Origin of the sequence: Pantoea sp. Lu_F5_004 (assembly GCF_051136245.1) — a bacterium.
Lineage (GTDB): Bacteria > Pseudomonadota > Gammaproteobacteria > Enterobacterales > Enterobacteriaceae > Pantoea > Pantoea agglomerans.
In genome coordinates this window covers 3,369,601-3,386,802 of sequence record NZ_CP194946.1, presented here as the reverse complement: position 1 = coordinate 3,386,802, position 17,202 = coordinate 3,369,601, and the positions used below count along the sequence as shown (strand labels likewise).

The following is a 17,202-nucleotide window of genomic DNA, read 5'->3' as shown; positions in this document are numbered from 1 at the left end:
GGTTTTATTCACTCTGTTTAGATTTCGCAGTCCGGAATGCTCCGGCTGAATTGAGAATATATTTATTATGTTAAGCAAAATATTAACCAAGGTTTTTGGTAGCAGTAACGATCGTACGCTGCGTCGTATGCGTAAAGTGGTGGACGTCATCAATAAGATGGAGCCCGATTTTGAGAAGCTCTCTGATGATGAACTGAAAGCGAAAACGGATCTGTTCCGCGAACGCCTGAAAAAAGGTGAATCGCTGGAAAGCCTGATCCCGGAAGCGTTCGCAACCGTGCGTGAAGCGAGTAAACGCGTATTCGGGATGCGTCACTTCGACGTGCAGCTGATCGGCGGCATGGTGCTGAACGATCGCTGCATTGCTGAGATGCGAACCGGTGAAGGTAAAACGCTGACCGCAACGCTGCCGGCCTACCTGAATGCGCTGTCCGGCAAAGGCGTTCACGTGGTTACCGTCAACGACTATCTGGCACAGCGTGATGCGGAAAACAACCGTCCGCTGTTTGAGTTCCTGGGTTTAACCATTGGTATCAACATGTCGGGCCTGCCGGCGGTGGCAAAGCGTGAAGCTTACGCAGCAGACATCACCTACGGCACCAACAACGAATATGGCTTTGACTACCTGCGCGACAACATGGCTTTCAGCCCGGAAGAGCGTGTACAGCGTAAACTGCACTATGCGCTGGTGGATGAGGTCGACTCCATCCTGATCGATGAAGCGCGTACCCCGCTGATCATCTCTGGTCCGGCGGAAGACAGTTCTGAGCTTTACACCAAAGTGAACAAGATCATCCCTCATCTGGTTCGCCAGGATAAAGAAGATACCGAAACCCATCAGGGTGAAGGCGACTTCTGGGTCGATGAAAAAGCGCGTCAGGCTCACATGTCTGAGCGCGGTCTGGTCAAAGTGGAAGAGCTGCTGGTCAGCCAGGGCATCATGGAAGCGGGCGAGTCACTCTACTCTCCGACCAACATCATGCTGATGCACCACGTCACCGCGGCGCTGCGTGCGCACGCACTCTTTACCCGTGATGTGGATTACATCGTAAAAGATGGTGAAGTGGTGATTGTTGATGAACACACCGGCCGTACCATGCAGGGTCGTCGCTGGTCTGATGGTCTGCATCAGGCGATTGAAGCGAAAGAAGGCGTTGAGATCCAGAACGAGAACCAGACGCTGGCCTCTATCACCTTCCAGAACTACTTCCGTATTTACGAGAAGCTGGCCGGTATGACCGGTACCGCTGATACCGAAGCATTTGAATTCAGCTCCATTTATAAGCTCGACACCATTGTCGTGCCGACCAACCGTCCGATGGTGCGTAAAGATCTGGCTGACCTGGTCTACATGACCGAGAAAGAGAAGATCGATGCCATTATCGAAGATATCCGTGAGCGTACTGCAAATGGTCAGCCGGTACTGGTGGGGACCATCTCGATTGAGAAATCAGAAGTGGTCTCTAACGAACTGACCCGTGCCGGTATCAAACATAACGTACTGAACGCCAAATTCCACGCCCGCGAAGCGGATATCGTGGCGCAGGCCGGTCAGCCAGGTGCGGTCACTATCGCCACCAACATGGCCGGACGTGGTACGGATATAATGCTGGGCGGCAGCTGGCACGCTGAAGTGGCCGAACTGGAAGAGCCAACTGAAGCGCAAATCGAAGAGATTAAAGCGGCATGGCAGATTCGTCATGATGCGGTACTGGCGTCAGGTGGCTTGCACATCGTCGGTACTGAGCGTCACGAATCGCGTCGTATTGACAATCAGCTGCGTGGTCGTGCAGGCCGTCAGGGTGACGCCGGTTCTTCTCGCTTCTACCTCTCAATGGAAGATGCGCTGATGCGTATTTTTGCCTCAGACCGCGTCTCGAATATGATGCGTAAACTGGGCATGAAGCCAGGCGAAGCGATTGAGCATCCGTGGGTCACCAAAGCGATTGCCAATGCCCAGCGCAAAGTTGAAAGCCGTAACTTCGATATTCGTAAGCAGCTGCTGGAATATGATGATGTGGCTAATGACCAGCGTCGCGCCATCTACAGTCAGCGTAATGAACTGCTGGATGTGTCTGACGTTAGCGAAACCATCAACAGCATTCGCCACGACGTCTACAAAGTCACCATCGATACTTACATTCCGCCGCAGTCACTGGAGGAGATGTGGGATGTGCCAGGCCTGGAAGAGCGTCTGCGTACTGACTTCGATCTGAACCTGCCGATTGCAGAGTGGCTGGATAAAGAACCTGACCTGCATGAAGAAGTGCTGCGTGAGCGCATCATGACCCATGCCATGGAAAGCTACGCTGAGAAAGAAGAGATCGTTGGCGCAGAGATGATGCGCAACTTCGAAAAAGGCGTGATGCTTCAGACGCTGGATTCGCTGTGGAAAGAGCATCTGGCCGCGATGGACTATCTGCGTCAGGGCATCCATCTGCGCGGCTATGCGCAGAAAGATCCGAAGCAGGAGTACAAGCGTGAATCCTTCGCCATGTTTGCCGCGATGCTTGAATCACTGAAATATGAAGTGATCAGTACGCTGAGCAAAGTCCAGGTGCGCATGCCAGAAGAAGTTGAAGCGATGGAGCAACAACGTCGCGAAGAAGCTGAACGTCTTGCACAGCAACAGCAGCTGAGCCATGTTGAAGAGGATCTGCTGGCAGCAGCAGAGCCTGTAGCGGAGCAGAGTGGTGAACGCAAAGTCGGCCGCAACGATCCCTGCCCATGTGGTTCCGGTAAAAAGTACAAGCAGTGTCATGGCCGTATCGCCTGAGACTGAATGCTAATAAAAAAGGAGCCGCTGGCTCCTTTTTTTATGGTCTCTGCCACCCAGGCAACTGCGACTCCGCTGAGCTAAAGCGGTTAACATCCGCTACGGCATGCTCTAAAATCAGGCTTCATTCACCCATTACTACCGGATAGTCTCCATGAAGCACCTGCAGGTTGCAGTTGGCATCATTCGCAATGCCAGTAAACAAATTTTCCTTGCCCAGCGCGCGGCGACCTCTTACATGGCGAACAAGTGGGAGTTTCCTGGCGGTAAAATTGAAGCGGGCGAAAGCGCCGAACAGGGATTGATAAGGGAACTTCAGGAAGAGACGGGGATTGAAGTCACCCAGGCACGCCCGATCGGTCATGCAGACCATAGCTATGACGATCTGCGGGTGACGCTGCATTTCTTTCTGGTTGAAGGGTGGAAAGGAGAGCCCTGGGGCAAAGAGGGCCAGCCGCAGCGTTGGGTGGATCAGCATGCGCTGGTCGCGGAGGAGTTTCCGCCCGCGAATCATCAGCTGATTGCGCGTCTGATTGCTGGCGAACTCTGATCGGATGGGGCTGCGCGCCCCATCCGGTTCGGCTATCAGCGATCCTCTTCACTCCAGTTGTCACTGTCGTTCATATCGTCGCGGCTGGGAATACGTTTCTCTTCTGCGGCCCACTCACCTAAATCGATGAGCTGGCAGCGCTTACTGCAAAAGGGGCGCCACGGGCTGAGCTCATCCCAGATCACATCTTTGCCGCACTGCGGACAGGCAACGGTCATCACTTCTTGCTGCATTTTTTACCTCTAACAACAGGCCAGTTGAAAATTAAGGCGAGCCGGAACTTCACCGCGCTCGCTATCAAGCGGCATAAAACGAATGGCGTAGCGGCTTTTATGTCCGGACACCTGTGGATAGAGCGCATCCTCCAGCGACAACTGCAGTCGCAGCAGATCGGCGCCTTCGGCATTATCCTGATAAAAACCATTAAGGCTGGTCTGTACATGAAACGCGCCGGACTGGCGGATCAGGTCCAGTATCATCGCCAGCGCATGATGCAGTGGCTCCAGCGTCTGCATCCAGGCTTCGACCTGCGCATCGCGTGCTTCCTGCGGCAGATGGAGCCAGATGTGCAGGCCCGGCAAATCAAAGCTGCAGCATCCACCAGGGATGCTCAGGCGCTGCCGCACCAGGGCAATCAGACGGTCCTCGCGGAGTTGCTGGCCCATACGTGGGGCATTCATTAACTGCGTCGACTGAATTTTGAGTTTATCGCGCAGGGCATTAACCAGCGTCATATCAACACCTGGCACATCAGCCCATGCACGTAACTTTTGCTGCTGACGCTCCAGCTCTTTTAACAATTCAGTACGCATATCGCCCCGCTCAAAAATATCGAGCAACTCGCTAATCAGGCGAAAAAAGGTTAGCGCATTAACGGTTTTATCCAGTGGGACAATTTCATCTAACTGATTGATCAAAAACTCAACCCGTAACCAGGTTCGCATTTTTTCATTCAGTGGGTGTTCAAACAGAACGGGTGTGCTCATGGTATTAATCCTGTTTCGTTGCCGCCAGCCTGAGATAGCGCTGATGGAGTTCGGCAACCTGCGGCAAGGCGTCGTCGGGCTCGCCACTGTTATCAATAATGTCATCGGCACAGGCGAGGCGCTGCTGGCGCGTCGCCTGTGCGGCAAGAATGCGTTTTGCCTGGGCGACGGAAAGATGATCACGCTGCCGGGTGCGCGCTAACTGCGTTGCCTCATCAACATCCACCACCAGTACCCGATCAGCCTGGTGCTGTAACTGATTTTCCACCAGTAGCGGCACCACCCAGAGCACATAAGGTGTGGTGGCTTCGGCGATCAATTGATGCGTCCGGGCATTAATCAGTGGATGCAGCAGCGCGTTTAACCAGCTTTTCTCTTCCGGCTGCTGAAAAATAATGTCGCGAAGTCGGCTACGATCAAGCTTCCCCTCATCAGTCAATATCGACGTGCCATAGCGCGCCTGAATGGCCTGCAAAGCGGGTGTGCCGGGTTCGACAACTTCACGTGCTATCAGGTCAGCATCAATAATTTCCACGCCAGACGCTGCGAATGCCTGGGCAATCGTACTTTTACCACTGCCGATCCCCCCTGTAAGCGCGACGATATAGGGCATGTTTCTCACCTGACTTCTCTGTTCGACAGGGCTTCAGGGTAATGATCTGAATAAAAAACGCAAAAATGCGCGTCAGATCACACCGATAAAGCACAATTAAATTTAACGGATTGTAGCGTAAATAAAGTGAAATTCGCAGTCTTGTCGCGCAGCGAGAGGCGCGTATCATAACGTCACTGGAGCTGTGCTTACTTCGTGAACGACGATTCATTGCCACTTACCAGGACACTGTTTATGCGTATTGAAGAAGATTTAAAACTGGGCTTTAAAGATGTCTTAATCCGCCCCAAACGCTCCACGCTGCAAAGTCGCTCACAGGTTGAGCTGGAACGCAGCTTTACCTTCAGACATTCGGGCCTGAGCTGGAGCGGCGTACCGATTATCGCCGCCAACATGGATACCGTTGGCACATTTTCAATGGCTGAGGCGCTGGCCAGCTTCAATATCCTTACAGCAGTCCATAAGCATTACAGCGTAGATGAGTGGCGCGCGTTTATTCAGCGCGTCCCCGCGACGGTATTGAAACATGTGATGGTTTCAACCGGCACCTCGGAGGCCGATCTCAATAAACTGGTCGCGATTATGGCGCTGTCAGACGATCTGCAGTTTATCTGCATCGACGTGGCCAACGGCTACTCTCAGCATTTTGTTGATTTTCTGCAGCGCGCCCGTGAAAACTTCCCGGCTAAAACCATCTGTGCCGGTAACGTGGTAACGGGCGAAATGGTGGAGGAGCTGATTCTCTCTGGCGCGGATATCGTCAAAGTCGGCATTGGTCCGGGTTCGGTCTGTACAACCCGGGTGAAAACCGGCGTGGGTTATCCGCAGCTTTCCGCTGTCATTGAATGTGCCGATGCGGCGCATGGCTTAAGCGGACAGATTGTCAGTGATGGCGGCTGCTCAGTGCCTGGCGATATTGCGAAAGCGTTTGGCGGCGGTGCCGACTTCGTGATGCTGGGTGGCATGCTGGCGGCACATGATGAGTGTGAAGGGCAGGTGGTCGAAGAGAATGGCGAAAGCTTTATGCTGTTTTACGGCATGAGTTCCGAATCGGCGATGAAGCGTCACGTTGGCGGTGTGGCGCAATATCGCGCAGCAGAAGGTAAAACGGTGAAGCTGCCATTGCGTGGCCCGGTTGCTGACACCGCGCGCGATATCCTGGGTGGACTGCGTTCCGCCTGCACTTACGTGGGTGCGGAGCGGCTGAAAGAGCTGACCAAGCGCACCACCTTTATCCGGGTTAATGAGCAGGAAAACCGGGTTTTCAACCGATAGTTATCCGGGGCGCAGCCTGCGCCCCTTAATGCATTGCATCACCCAGCCCGAACACCGGCAGATACATCGCAATCACCAGCGTGCCGACAATGCCGCCAATCACCACCATCATCATCGGTTCCAGCGAAGCAGCCAGTGTGTCAGCGCGCTCACGGGTTTCTGCCTCATGCCATTCCGCCAGACGAGCCAGCATTAAATCCAGCGCGCCCGCCTCTTCGCCGACGCGAACCAGCTGACCGCATAATGGTGTGAACAGCGGATGATGCATCAGCGCCTGATGCAGAGGATTCCCCTGGGCAATGTGCTGCTGCAGTCCGGCCATTGCTTCCCGCCATAGCAATGATGAGAGCGTGACTTCAACGGCTGCCAGTCCCTGTAGCAGAGTTAACCCGGCGCGCTGTGTCAGATTCAGAATGGTGTAGATCTGCGTCAGCTGCGTGCCACGCCATAACCCGGAAAGCAGCGGGATGCGCAGGAAAATCGCCTGCTCACGGCGTTGCCAGCCCGCAGAGCGTCGTCGTAACTGATGCCAGGCTGCCAGCATCAGCGATACGCCGATGGCTAACACCGCTCCCCACTCCTGAAGCGCGGCAGATAACTGCATTACCGCTGCCGTAAAGGCGGGCAGGGGGGCATCAAAGGAGTCATAGACGGCAACGAACTCTGGCAGAACGAACAGCAGCATGCCGCAGGTGACCGCAATCGCCACCAGCAGAATGAACAGAGGATAGCGCAGCGCCTTCGCCACCTGATGCCATAACTGCTGCTGCCGGATCTGCTGCCGGGCCAGCTCACTGCAACAGGTATCCAGCTGACCGGTCAGTTCGCCCACCTCCATCAGGGCCGGATAGAGCGCCGGAAAAATCTGCGGCCATTCACGTAAAGCCTGAGAAAAAGGGGCGCCGCTGAGTACCCGATGATGCAGGACAAGCATCAGAGCCCGCCAGCCTGCATGCGGATGGCCCTCAGCCAGCAAAGCCAGACTCTCTGCCAGCGGCAGTCCCGCTTTGAGCAGGGTTGCCAGCTGACGAATCAGATCGGTTTTGTGCTGCCACTTCCACTCCCTCTGACGCCACACTTTTTCTCGTTTCCAGCTCACCGGCAGAAGGTCGCGCTGCGCCAGCATCAGCAGCAGGTTATCACTGTCGATAGCCAGTAGCTGGCCACTGACTAACTGGCCCTGGCTATCGACCGCCTGCCAGCGAAATAAAGGCGCATCAGCCATCGTCCAGCCCAATCACTCGTTGCATCTCTTCCAGCGAGGTATCGCCCCGGCTTACTGCTTCCAGGCCAGACACCAGCAGAGTGCGTAATCCCTGCTGTTTCGCCAGGCTGAGCAGATTCTCCAGCGGCATTTCGGCGGCGATCGCATTTTGCAGCCTGGCATTGATCGGCAGCAGTTCAAACAGTGCCAGACGGCCAAAATAGCCGGAAAAACAGTGGTCGCAGCCGGGAGCTCGCCAGGTTTGCAAGGTACCGGGCCAGAGTTCCGCAGGATAGTGCGCCACCGCCTGAGCGGGCTGACGGCAATGGGGACAAAGGCGTCGAACCAGACGCTGAGCAATAATCAGTTTCAGTGCCGAGCCCAGAAGATAACCGGGAATGCCCATCTGTCGTAGCCGGGTCAGGGTCTCGGCGGTGGAGTTGGTGTGCAGAGTCGAAAGCACCAGATGTCCGGTCTGTGCCGCTTTAACCGCAATCTCCGCCGTTTCAGCATCGCGGATCTCCCCGACCATGATCACATCCGGATCCTGTCTCAGCAGCGCCCGCAGCACGCGGTTAAAATCGAGGCCGTTTTTAGCATGGATCTGCGTCTGGTTAATGCCGGGCAGGGGGATCTCAATCGGATCTTCAACGCTGCACAGATTTTTTTCCGGCGTATTCAGGGCACTGAGTCCGCTATAGAGCGTAAACGTCTTGCCGCTGCCGGTTGGCCCGGTGACCAGAATCAGCCCTTGCGGCTGCGCCAGCGCGGCGCAGAACAGGCGCAACTGCGCGGCGGGTAAGCCGAGCTTATCCAGCGACAGCGCCGCGCTTTCACTCTGCAACAGCCGGACCACCGCTTTCTCACCACCGTAGATGGGTAAGGTCGCCAGGCGAAAAGAGGCGGGTTTACCAGCGATCTCCAGACTGAACTGACCATCCTGCGGTAACCGGCGTTCGGCGATATCCAGTCCGCCGAGGATTTTTAGTCGCGCCAGCAGCGCAGCAGGCTGGGTGGCGGGCAGGGAAGATAGAGGGTGCAATACACCATCGATACGCAGACGCACACGCAGGCCATCACGGCCGGGTTCGATATGTACATCAGAGGCGCGACGCTCCAGCGCCTGACGCAGGATCAGCTGTGTCGCTTCGATCGCTGATTCTGTGGGCGCCTCTTCGCGCGCCACCAGCGGTGTGTCAGCGTGCTGAAGCTGGTCGAGCCGGGCCTGCGGCCAGCACTCGATTTCAATCTGACACTGGCTGGCAAAATGGAGGGCTTCAGCCAGCCCTGGCGGCACGCTTTCCGCGACGGCAACACGCAGCTGGCTGGCATCATGGTGCAAAACCAGGGCACGATAGCGCTGACATAATGCCGCGATCGCCTCATCAGGCTTGCTCATCGCTGGCTCCTTTATCCGCAAAGCGGAACTGCTGCAGGCAATTGTCGCGCAGGCTATTGTTGCTGCTGGTGCAGCTGCGTTGCCAGCTGATGCCGCCCTCGGTGCTGTCCCAGAGCGGCAGCATTTCAACGCTCAGCCCATTCAGGCTCTCCTGGCCGGTCAGCGTAATGACCCCGTTGGTCACGCTCAGTGCTGAGACATAGCGCGATCCCCTGGCAGCAGGAATACCCGCTTCTCCGGCCTGGCACTGCGTCGGGCCGCCGCGCTCCATGGCGCAAAGCTCAACAGCGGTTTTATAGGGCACCATGGTTTGCAGCATGTCAGTAAGGGCAGCACGCTGCAGATAATTTTGATAAGCGGGCAGGCCGATAGCACTTAAGATTGCCACAATACCCACCACAATCATCAGTTCAACCAGCGTAAATCCACGTTGATAATTCATCACATCGTCTCCGTATTAAGAAGGCGACAGGTTAAAAATCGGGAGCAGTGAAAGACAGGCAGAGATGGGCAAACTGGAAAGTATGATGTGAACAGATTTCAGACTTACAGCGCAGTCGAAACTGCGCCGGAAGCAGGGTCGCAAAATCGCCGTGTTGAGTGACGGCGAGGCAGGCTATTTTTGTTTAAAGCGCATCGAGAGATCCAGCGCCCGCACATGCTTGGTCAGCGCGCCAACCGAAACATAGTCCACGCCGGTCAGGGCGATCTGTGGCAGGGTGGTTTCGGTGACGTTACCGGAGACCTCCAGCAACGCCTGACCCTGATTAAGTTCGACGGCGGCACGCATCGCTTCCAGGCTGAAGTTATCCAGCATCACGATATCGGCTTCCGCTTCCAGCGCCTGACGTAACTCCTCCAGCGATTCCACCTCAACTTCAACCGGCACATCGGGCTGCAGCCATTGCGCTCTTTCCACTGCCTGCCGAATCGAGCCGCTGGCAATAATATGGTTCTCTTTGATGAGATAAGCGTCAGAGAGGCCCAGCCGATGGTTGCTGCCACCGCCGCACAACACGGCATATTTCAGCGCAGTCCGCAGTCCGGGCAGGGTTTTACGCGTGTCCAGCAGTTGCGTCTGGCTTCCCGCCAGCAGCGCGACATAGCGGCTGACTTCGGTAGCAACGCCTGAGAGCGTCTGCACAAAATTAAGCGCCGTTCGCTCGGCGGTCAGCAGCAGCCGGGCAGGCCCCTCGATTTCAAACAGCAGCTGGTCGGCCTCGATCTGATCACCATCTTCGACATGCCAGATCAGGGTTGCATGCGAACCGAGCTGAATGAACACCTCTTCAACCCAGCGTTTACCACAGAAAACACCGGCTTCGCGGGTGATGACCTGCGCATCGGCCTGGGTATCGGCGGGTAACAGCTGCGCGGTGATATCGCGGTCAGCGTCGATCTCGCCTCCGAGATCCTCTTTTAACGCCAGCGCAACGCTATCCGGAATGTCACTTTCAATGCGTTTAATCAGCGCCTGACGACGGCTGTCGGGATCATAACCACGGGATGACATAGGCGTTTTACTCCAGAAAGGGAAATGACAGAGGCGGTCACAATAGCCTGAACCGCCATTCGGTTCCAGCAACTGGTCGCATTTTGTTTAGTATCCTTAACACGCGGTGCGTGAATGTCATCAGACCGGCACACTAAGAAACAAGAATCCTTTATTATTCATGCTATTCTCAGCCGGGTGAAATAAGGAAAACCGCTATGAAAATCAAACAGGGCTGGCTGACCCGCGTGCGTCATGTGCCGTCGCCGCATTGCAACGAACGCCCTGATAATGAGGCACCTTCACTGCTGGTTATCCACAATATCAGCCTGCCACCCGGTGAATTTGGCGGGCCATGGATCGATAAACTATTCACCGGCACCTTACCGCCCGATGCCCATCCCTATTTTGCGGATATCGCCGCGCTGAAAGTGGCGGCACACTGCCTGATTCGCCGTGACGGGGAGATCGTGCAGTATGTCCCCTTTGATAAACGCGCCTGGCATGCAGGCATTTCGCAGTTCGAAGGACGTGAAAACTGCAACGACTTCTCCATAGGCATCGAACTGGAAGGGACAGACAGTGAGCCTTATAGCGAGGCGCAATATCGGGCCTTGCAGCAGGTGACGCAATTACTGCTGCAACACTACCCGTTAACGCCTGCACGTATCACGGGGCACAGTGACATCGCACCGGTACGCAAAACCGATCCCGGACCTGCTTTTGACTGGGACTACTACAAACAGCTGTTAACGCAGCAAAAATCCTGATTTTTGCGGAGTCAGTATGACGTTGTTTACCTTGTTGTTGGTTTTAGGCTGGGAGCGCCTGTTTAAACTGGGCGAGCACTGGCAGCTCGAACACCGGCTGGAGCCGATCTTTCGCCAGCGCCACCATTTCTCAATGATGCGCACCCTGCTGATGACCGTGCTGGCGATGGCGCTGACCGCACTGGTGATCTGGAGTCTGAAAGGGCTGCTGTTTGGCGTGCTGCAACTGCTCTTCTGGATTGTTGCCGGACTGCTCTGTATCGGTGCCGGGTCGGTGCGGCAGCACTACCACAGCTACCTGAAAGCGGCCAGTCATGACGACGACGCTGCGCATCAGGCGATGGCGGCTGAACTGACGCTGATCCATGGCGTGCCGGTGGAATGCAGCGAGCGCGAGTTCCTGCGTGAACTGCAGAATGCCCTGATCTGGATAAACTTCCGTTTCTACCTTGCGCCAATGTTCTGGCTGGTGGTAGGCGGTCCGTGGGGGCCGGTGCTGCTGGTGGGTTACGCTTTTCTGCGGGCCTGGCAAGGCTGGCTGGCAAAGCACGGAACACCGATGGCGCGTTCACAATCTGGCGTGGATGCCATTCTGCATCTTCTCGACTGGATCCCGGTGCGGCTGGCGGGTGTGGCTTACGCCTTGCTGGGTCATGGCGAAAAAGCGCTGCCCGCCTGGTTTGCTTCGCTGACCGATCGGCATCGTTCTCAGTATCAGGTGCTGACGACCCTGGCGCAGTTCTCACTGTCACGCGATCCGCACACCGATAAAGTCGAAACGCCACGGGTTGCCGTGGCGTTAGCGAAACGTACCTCACTGGTACTGGTGGTCGCTGTCGCGTTGCTGACGATTTACGGCACGCTGGTGTAATCAGCAGGTGGCACGCCGAAATCAGGCGTGCCATCTTCCCGCCAGCTGAAATATTTCAGTCGTGTATGGCGGTTCGGATCCCATAACGGATCGCCTTCAATTTCAGTGTAGTTACGTGCGTGGTACACCAGCACGTCGCGACCCGCCTCATCCTGGGTAAAACTGTTGTGACCCGGCCCATACTGATGGTTGTCCCAGCTGGAGACAAATACCGGCCGTGCAGACTTTTGCCATGCGGCGACATCAAGCGGATCGGCATCAGCAGCAATCGACAGTATTCCCAGACAGTAATTCTCATCGGTGGCGCTGGCAGAGTAGGTCACAAACAGCCGATCCCCGTGACGGATAACCGCCGGTCCTTCATTAACACTAAAGCCTGCGCACTCCCACTCATATTCTGGCCGGCTCAGCATCACCGGCGTGCCTTTCAGCGTCCAGGGATTAAGCAGCTCAGCCAGATAGAGGTTAGAGTTGCCGGGAATCAATGGATCTTTCTGCGCCCAGAGATACCAGTTTTTACCCTGATGCACGAAGTGGGTGGCATCCAGTGAGAAGCTGTCGAACTGGCTGAAGACCCGACGGCAGGGCTGCCATTCCCCCTGCAGCGGATCTTCCGCCTCACACACCAGCGCATACATCCGGTGCTGAAACAGTCCCTCTTTGATTTCACGCGTCGGTGCTGCGGCGAAATAGATGACCCACTGTCCGTCAATGTAGTGCAGCTCAGGTGCCCAGATTAACTCGCTAAAGGGGCCGCTCTCGGGCTTGCGCCAGACGACCACCGGCTCGGCGCTGCGCAGGCCAGCCAGCGTCGTGGCGCGACGGATCTCCAGCCGGTCATACTCTGGCACCGATGCCACAAAGTAATAGTACTGTTCATGGCGCAGGATAAAGGGGTCGGCGCGCTGCTCGATAAAAGGATTCGGCAAGATTGCGGTCATTTAACATCTCCGGTTGGCGTGACAACACCGTCGCGCAGGCGAACGGTGTGTAACTCATGGAAGTTTTCGCGGCGCAGCGCGAGATCCTGCTGGATGGTAATCATCATTTTGCGGTCGACCTTCATCAGTCGTACCACACCGGCGGTAATCAGATAGCCGACACCCGGAATAATGGTGAACAGCAGCATGATGCCGTTAATTGCCTCAGGGGACTGTTGTTTAGCGCCCGCATTGTAGCCATAGATCGACAGCAGAAAGCCGACCATCGCACCGGCAACCGCCAGTCCCACCTTGAGGAAGAACAGGTTGCCGGAGAAGCTGATGCCGGTGATGCGTTTGCCGGTTTTCCATTCGCCGTAGTCATCCACATCGGCCATCAGTGACCAGTGCAGCGGAGAGGGGATCTGATGCAGGATATTCAGCACAAAGTAGGCGACCACGACCATCACGGTGGCATGGGGATCGATCCAGTAGAATCCGCTGGAGAAGAGTGCCAGCGCGATATTGGTCCAGAAGAAGACTTTGAGTTTGCACCAGCGATCGGTGAGCAGTTTCGCCAGCGTGCTGCCGACCATCATGCCAATCACACCCAGGCTGATAAACAGCGTGGCGAAGTGCGTTGACTGGCCCATGACCCAGGTCACGTAATACATGGTGGCCGCCATGCGGATGAAGCCGGGACAGACGTTACAGAAGGTCAGCAGGAGAATGCGTACCCACTGGTCATTCTTCCAGACGTCACGCAGATCTTTTTTCAGGTCATCATTGCTCGGCACGGCAGGCCGGATACGTTCACGTACCGTGGCAAAGCAGAACAGAAACATCGCCAGGCCAATGGTTGCCAGTACCGCCATCGCCATCTGGTAGCCGCGCGCTTTGTCTTCGCCACCAAACCACTCTGCCATCGGCAGCAGGGACAGAGAGAGTATCAGCGTGGCGATGCCGACCATGACAAAGCGATAAGACTGGCAGGAGACGCGCTCACCGGGATCGTTGGTAATCACGCCGCCCAGAGAGCAGTAAGGAATGTTAATCGCCGTGTAGGTCAGCGACATCAGAAAGTAGGTGACGAAGGCCCAGATCACCTTGTTGTGGTAGGTCCAGTCTGGCGTGGTGAACATCATTACGCTGAAGACGACATAAGGCACGGAAACCCACAGCAGCCAGGGACGAAAACGGCCCCAGCGGCTCTGGGTGCGATCGGCGATCGCGCCCATAATCGGATCGGTTACCGCATCGAGCACTCTGACCGAGAGCAGCAGGGTCCCCACCAGCGCCGGGGCAAGGCCGAAAACGTCGGTATAGAAGTAGTTCAGGAACAGCATGATGGCACCGCCAATCATGTTGCATCCGGCATCGCCCATGCCATATCCCAGTTTTTCCCGAAACGGGAGGGCTGTACCTTTCATGGTTTTCTCCTGCGCATCCAGTGTGAACAGGAATTATTGTCAGGAAATCAGCGAGATGAACGGGAGTAATTCGTTATGAAGATGGACAAAACAGTTGCAGGCAGAGAAGTGTGAACTGGATCGGGGCAGTTGAGACGGGCAGGAGGGCGTGAGTAACGTGCTGCAACCCCGCAGGAGGTCACAGCACGTGGTAAAGCATCAGGCTTTCTGTGTCTGGTTCTTGATAAAGTAACCTACGCCCAGAATCACCAGCCAGACCGGAATCAGCCAGACAGAGATCGCCATGCCCGGCGTGGTCGCCATCAGTACCAGAATCGCCGCCAGGAAAATCAGGCAAATCCAGTTACCCGCCGGATAGAGCAGCGCTTTAAAGCGGGTGGTTACGCCCTGCTGATCTTTCTTACGACGGAACTTAAGGTGCGCCAGGCTGATCATCGCCCAGTTGATCACCAGCGCAGAGACGACCAGCGACATCAGCAGGCCAAACGCTTCACCCGGCATCAGATAGTTGATCAGCACACAGAGTGCAGTGGCGACAGCAGAGACCAGAATCGTTAACACCGGCACACCGCGACGATCGACTTTCAGCAGCGCTTTCGGCGCATTACCCTGCTGTGCCAGACCAAACAGCATACGACTGTTGCAGTAAACGCAGCTGTTATAGACCGACAGCGCCGCCGTCAGGATCACCACGTTGAGCGCATTCGCTACCATGGCATCGCCCAGTTCGTGGAAGATAAAGACAAACGGGCTGACTTCTGACGTGACACGCGTCCACGGCATCAGTGACAGCAGCACCGCCAGCGAACCAATGTAGAAAATCAGAATACGCCACAGCACCTGGTTGGTCGCTTTTGGAATGCTCACTTCCGGGTTATCCGCTTCAGCGGCGGTGATACCTACCAGCTCCAGCCCACCAAACGAGAACATGATAATCGCCATGACCATCACCAGACCGCCGATGCCATGCGGGAAAAATCCGCCCTGTTCCCACAGGTTGCGCACGGTAGCCTGCGGACCCGCGTGACCGCTGAACAGCAACCAGCCACCGAACAGGATCATGCCAATCACCGCAACCACTTTAACGATGGCGAACCAGAACTCCATCTCACCAAACACTTTCACATTGGTCAGGTTGATAGCGTTAATCATCACGAAGAAGATGGCAGCCGAAGCCCAGGTCGGAAAGTCTGGCCACCAGAACTGGACATATTTGCCAACGGCGGTGAGTTCCGCCATGGCGACCAGCACATAGAGCACCCAGTAGTTCCAGCCCGAGGCGAAGCCTGCAAAGTTGCCCCAGTATTTATACGCGAAGTGGCTGAAGCTGCCGGCGACCGGCTCTTCCACGACCATTTCCCCTAACTGGCGCATGATTAAAAAGGCAATAAAACCGGCAATCGCATAGCCCAGAATAACGGCCGGTCCGGCGGATTCAATGACCGATGCACTGCCCAGAAACAGGCCGGTTCCCACTGCACCACCCAACGCGATGAGCTGAATATGGCGGTTTTTGAGACCACGTTTCAGCGCTTCGCCTTGCTGTTGTTCCATACAAACCTCGTGATGTTTTTATTCTTCGTTCGCAGCGCAGGACGCTGTAATGAAGTAGTTACAATAACGTATTGATTATTTTACGGTATCTGGCGTGCTGAATAGTGCCATCTGCTACCCTGGCGACAAGAATAGTGATAAGCGAATCGCTTTGCACCTGCTTTCGCCTTTCGTGCTGAGAGTTGACTGAAAAAACGCCGTCCTGGTCACGTCTGCCCATAGCAACTTCTGCCATGAAATTCCGTTAATGACGAATAGGTTTCACTTATGCCTGCCGCTGCGCTAACGCGCTAAGCGGGTGTAAGGTTTGGTAAAAGTGAAATTATTTAACATTTGCGGTAACGCGAATTTTTCATTTTTTTAACCGCAAGTTAGCGCCAGCACAGGCTTTGGGGGCAGGTGAATGTCGAAGACACCATATAGACACAAGGTGAATACTTTGTTACTTTACCGGCACCTCTTTGCAATTGGTATTACCAATTTACTCCGGACGATTGGCTTAATAAGAAGGGATGATGGCTTACAGTAAGATTCGCCAACCTAAGCTCTCCGACGCTATCGAGCAACAGCTCGAATCGCTGATTATGGAAGGGACCCTGCGTCCGGGAGAGAAGCTGCTGCCTGAGCGCGAACTCGCCAAACAATTCGATGTCTCACGTCCGTCTCTCCGCGAAGCGATCCAGCGCTTAGAAGCCAAAGGATTATTGCTGCGCCGACAGGGTGGCGGAACGTTCGTGCAGGAGAATCTCTGGCAAAGCTTAAGCGATCCACTCGTTGAGCTTCTCGCCGACCATCCGGAATCACAGTTTGATCTGCTGGAAACGCGCCATGCCTTAGAAGGCATCGCCGCCTATTACGCGGCACTGCGCGGCACAGAGGAAGACCTGCTGCGCATTCGCGACTGCCATGTGAATATCCAGCAGGCGCAGGACAGCGGCGATTTAGACGCCGAAGCGGACGCAGTGATGCAGTATCAGATCGCTGTCACAGAAGCGGCCCATAATGTTGTGCTTTTACATTTGCTACGCTCAATGGGCCCTATGCTGGAACAAAACGTTCGCCAGAATTTCGAATTGCTCTACTCGCGCCGGGAAATGCTGGCAAAAGTGAGCGGTCACCGCGCCAGAATCTTTGAGGCGATTGTGGCTCGTGAGCCAGAAAAAGCGCGCGAGGCTTCACACCGTCACCTGGCGTTCATAGAGGAAATCTTGCTGGACAGAAGTCGGGAGCAGAGCCGTCGAGAACGCTCCCTGCGTCGTTTACAGCAACGTAAGGAATAACGTGCGACAAAGATCGTACGGACATGTGCGACGAGCCTGCCTGCATCTGCTTTAACAGGCTCCCGATTATTCAACGTATTAG

General features: G+C 55.5%; 16 protein-coding genes. 6 read left to right on the top strand and 10 right to left on the bottom strand.

The features are described 5' to 3' along the window. Nucleotides 1-67 precede the first annotated feature (67 nt). Both secA and mutT read left to right on the top strand, forming a co-directional pair. On the top strand, nucleotides 68-2,776 hold the full coding sequence (gene secA, locus ACR8BN_RS15835; protein WP_022625411.1) for a preprotein translocase subunit SecA: 2,709 nt from the start codon (nucleotides 68-70) through the stop codon (nucleotides 2,774-2,776). Between the two features lie 154 nt (nucleotides 2,777-2,930). Continuing rightward, nucleotides 2,931-3,326: an 8-oxo-dGTP diphosphatase MutT gene (mutT, locus tag ACR8BN_RS15830; RefSeq protein ID WP_031594287.1), complete on the top strand. Its 396-nt coding sequence runs from the start codon at nucleotides 2,931-2,933 to the stop codon at nucleotides 3,324-3,326. Nucleotides 3,327-3,361: 35 nt separating this feature from the next. Here mutT and yacG read toward each other — a convergent pair whose 3' ends face one another. The 3 genes from yacG to coaE are packed head-to-tail and all read right to left on the bottom strand — an operon-like array spanning nucleotide 3,362 to nucleotide 4,925. Continuing rightward, nucleotides 3,362-3,559, bottom strand: coding sequence for a DNA gyrase inhibitor YacG (gene yacG, locus ACR8BN_RS15825; protein WP_010253903.1), 198 nt, complete (start codon nucleotides 3,557-3,559; stop codon nucleotides 3,362-3,364). 9 nt (nucleotides 3,560-3,568) lie between these two features. Beyond that, on the bottom strand, nucleotides 3,569-4,312 hold the full coding sequence (gene zapD / locus ACR8BN_RS15820) for a cell division protein ZapD (RefSeq protein ID WP_010671830.1): 744 nt from the start codon (nucleotides 4,310-4,312) through the stop codon (nucleotides 3,569-3,571). 4 nt (nucleotides 4,313-4,316) lie between these two features. Continuing rightward, nucleotides 4,317-4,925, bottom strand: coding sequence for a dephospho-CoA kinase (gene coaE / locus ACR8BN_RS15815; RefSeq protein WP_109652384.1), 609 nt, complete (start codon nucleotides 4,923-4,925; stop codon nucleotides 4,317-4,319). A gap of 234 nt (nucleotides 4,926-5,159) precedes the next feature. On the opposite strand from coaE, the gene ACR8BN_RS15810 reads away from it, so the two are divergent. Next, nucleotides 5,160-6,200: a GMP reductase gene (locus tag ACR8BN_RS15810; RefSeq protein ID WP_434747098.1), complete on the top strand. Its 1,041-nt coding sequence runs from the start codon at nucleotides 5,160-5,162 to the stop codon at nucleotides 6,198-6,200. A 25-nt stretch (nucleotides 6,201-6,225) separates the two neighbouring features. On the opposite strand, the gene hofC is transcribed toward ACR8BN_RS15810, so the two are convergent. The 4 genes from hofC to nadC form a co-directional block, all read right to left on the bottom strand. After that, on the bottom strand, nucleotides 6,226-7,425 hold the full coding sequence (gene hofC / locus ACR8BN_RS15805) for a protein transport protein HofC (RefSeq protein WP_434747097.1): 1,200 nt from the start codon (nucleotides 7,423-7,425) through the stop codon (nucleotides 6,226-6,228). Beyond that, nucleotides 7,418-8,803 (bottom strand): type II secretion system protein GspE, encoded by a 1,386-nt coding sequence (gene gspE / locus ACR8BN_RS15800; RefSeq protein ID WP_434747096.1) that lies wholly within the window; start codon nucleotides 8,801-8,803, stop codon nucleotides 7,418-7,420. Before gspE ends, hofC begins: the two co-directional genes overlap by 8 nt. After that, on the bottom strand, nucleotides 8,790-9,245 hold the full coding sequence (gene ppdD / locus ACR8BN_RS15795) for a prepilin peptidase-dependent pilin (RefSeq protein WP_010253922.1): 456 nt from the start codon (nucleotides 9,243-9,245) through the stop codon (nucleotides 8,790-8,792). Before ppdD ends, gspE begins: the two co-directional genes overlap by 14 nt. Before the next feature lie 174 nt (nucleotides 9,246-9,419). Then, nucleotides 9,420-10,316 carry a carboxylating nicotinate-nucleotide diphosphorylase gene (gene nadC / locus ACR8BN_RS15790; protein WP_191939377.1) on the bottom strand — a complete coding sequence of 299 codons (897 nt, stop codon included), beginning with the start codon at nucleotides 10,314-10,316 and terminating at the stop codon, nucleotides 9,420-9,422. 197 nt (nucleotides 10,317-10,513) lie between these two features. Here nadC and ampD point away from each other — a divergent pair, with 197 nt between their 5' ends. Together ampD and ampE are read left to right on the top strand one after the other, a co-directional pair. Beyond that, nucleotides 10,514-11,065 (top strand): 1,6-anhydro-N-acetylmuramyl-L-alanine amidase AmpD, encoded by a 552-nt coding sequence (gene ampD, locus ACR8BN_RS15785; RefSeq protein ID WP_010671836.1) that lies wholly within the window; start codon nucleotides 10,514-10,516, stop codon nucleotides 11,063-11,065. Nucleotides 11,066-11,081: 16 nt separating this feature from the next. Continuing rightward, nucleotides 11,082-11,936: a beta-lactamase regulator AmpE gene (gene ampE, locus ACR8BN_RS15780; RefSeq protein WP_031593556.1), complete on the top strand. Its 855-nt coding sequence runs from the start codon at nucleotides 11,082-11,084 to the stop codon at nucleotides 11,934-11,936. On the opposite strand, the gene ACR8BN_RS15775 is transcribed toward ampE, so the two are convergent. From ACR8BN_RS15775 to aroP, 3 genes are all read right to left on the bottom strand, one after another. Continuing rightward, nucleotides 11,918-12,877 (bottom strand): glycoside hydrolase family 43 protein, encoded by a 960-nt coding sequence (locus tag ACR8BN_RS15775; RefSeq protein WP_039386521.1) that lies wholly within the window; start codon nucleotides 12,875-12,877, stop codon nucleotides 11,918-11,920. The genes ampE and ACR8BN_RS15775 overlap by 19 nt on opposite strands. Continuing rightward, the gene (locus ACR8BN_RS15770; RefSeq protein ID WP_010253935.1) at nucleotides 12,874-14,286 is read right to left on the bottom strand and encodes a glycoside-pentoside-hexuronide (GPH):cation symporter; all 1,413 of its coding nucleotides are present in this window, start codon (nucleotides 14,284-14,286) and stop codon (nucleotides 12,874-12,876) included. The genes ACR8BN_RS15775 and ACR8BN_RS15770 overlap by 4 nt, the downstream gene beginning before the upstream one ends. A 198-nt stretch (nucleotides 14,287-14,484) precedes the next feature. Beyond that, the gene (gene aroP / locus ACR8BN_RS15765; RefSeq protein WP_010253939.1) at nucleotides 14,485-15,840 is read right to left on the bottom strand and encodes an aromatic amino acid transporter AroP; all 1,356 of its coding nucleotides are present in this window, start codon (nucleotides 15,838-15,840) and stop codon (nucleotides 14,485-14,487) included. A gap of 515 nt (nucleotides 15,841-16,355) precedes the next feature. Between aroP and pdhR the strand changes: the two genes are divergently transcribed. Next, nucleotides 16,356-17,120 carry a pyruvate dehydrogenase complex transcriptional repressor PdhR gene (pdhR, locus tag ACR8BN_RS15760; protein WP_010253942.1) on the top strand — a complete coding sequence of 255 codons (765 nt, stop codon included), beginning with the start codon at nucleotides 16,356-16,358 and terminating at the stop codon, nucleotides 17,118-17,120. Nucleotides 17,121-17,202 lie beyond the last annotated feature (82 nt).

Excerpts from the sequence above, each read along its gene's own strand:
- secA (WP_022625411.1), top strand. The coding sequence starts at position 68 with ATGTTAAGCAAAATATTAACCAAGGTTTTTGGTAGCAGTAACGATCGT.
- mutT (WP_031594287.1), top strand. The coding sequence starts at position 2,931 with ATGAAGCACCTGCAGGTTGCAGTTGGCATCATTCGCAATGCCAGTAAA.
- yacG (WP_010253903.1), bottom strand. The coding sequence starts at position 3,559 with ATGCAGCAAGAAGTGATGACCGTTGCCTGTCCGCAGTGCGGCAAAGAT.
- zapD (WP_010671830.1), bottom strand. The coding sequence starts at position 4,312 with ATGAGCACACCCGTTCTGTTTGAACACCCACTGAATGAAAAAATGCGA.
- coaE (WP_109652384.1), bottom strand. The coding sequence starts at position 4,925 with ATGCCCTATATCGTCGCGCTTACAGGGGGGATCGGCAGTGGTAAAAGT.
- ACR8BN_RS15810 (WP_434747098.1), top strand. The coding sequence starts at position 5,160 with ATGCGTATTGAAGAAGATTTAAAACTGGGCTTTAAAGATGTCTTAATC.
- hofC (WP_434747097.1), bottom strand. The coding sequence starts at position 7,425 with ATGGCTGATGCGCCTTTATTTCGCTGGCAGGCGGTCGATAGCCAGGGC.
- gspE (WP_434747096.1), bottom strand. The coding sequence starts at position 8,803 with ATGAGCAAGCCTGATGAGGCGATCGCGGCATTATGTCAGCGCTATCGT.
- ppdD (WP_010253922.1), bottom strand. The coding sequence starts at position 9,245 with ATGAATTATCAACGTGGATTTACGCTGGTTGAACTGATGATTGTGGTG.
- nadC (WP_191939377.1), bottom strand. The coding sequence starts at position 10,316 with ATGTCATCCCGTGGTTATGATCCCGACAGCCGTCGTCAGGCGCTGATT.
- ampD (WP_010671836.1), top strand. The coding sequence starts at position 10,514 with ATGAAAATCAAACAGGGCTGGCTGACCCGCGTGCGTCATGTGCCGTCG.
- ampE (WP_031593556.1), top strand. The coding sequence starts at position 11,082 with ATGACGTTGTTTACCTTGTTGTTGGTTTTAGGCTGGGAGCGCCTGTTT.
- ACR8BN_RS15775 (WP_039386521.1), bottom strand. The coding sequence starts at position 12,877 with ATGACCGCAATCTTGCCGAATCCTTTTATCGAGCAGCGCGCCGACCCC.
- ACR8BN_RS15770 (WP_010253935.1), bottom strand. The coding sequence starts at position 14,286 with ATGAAAGGTACAGCCCTCCCGTTTCGGGAAAAACTGGGATATGGCATG.
- aroP (WP_010253939.1), bottom strand. The coding sequence starts at position 15,840 with ATGGAACAACAGCAAGGCGAAGCGCTGAAACGTGGTCTCAAAAACCGC.
- pdhR (WP_010253942.1), top strand. The coding sequence starts at position 16,356 with ATGGCTTACAGTAAGATTCGCCAACCTAAGCTCTCCGACGCTATCGAG.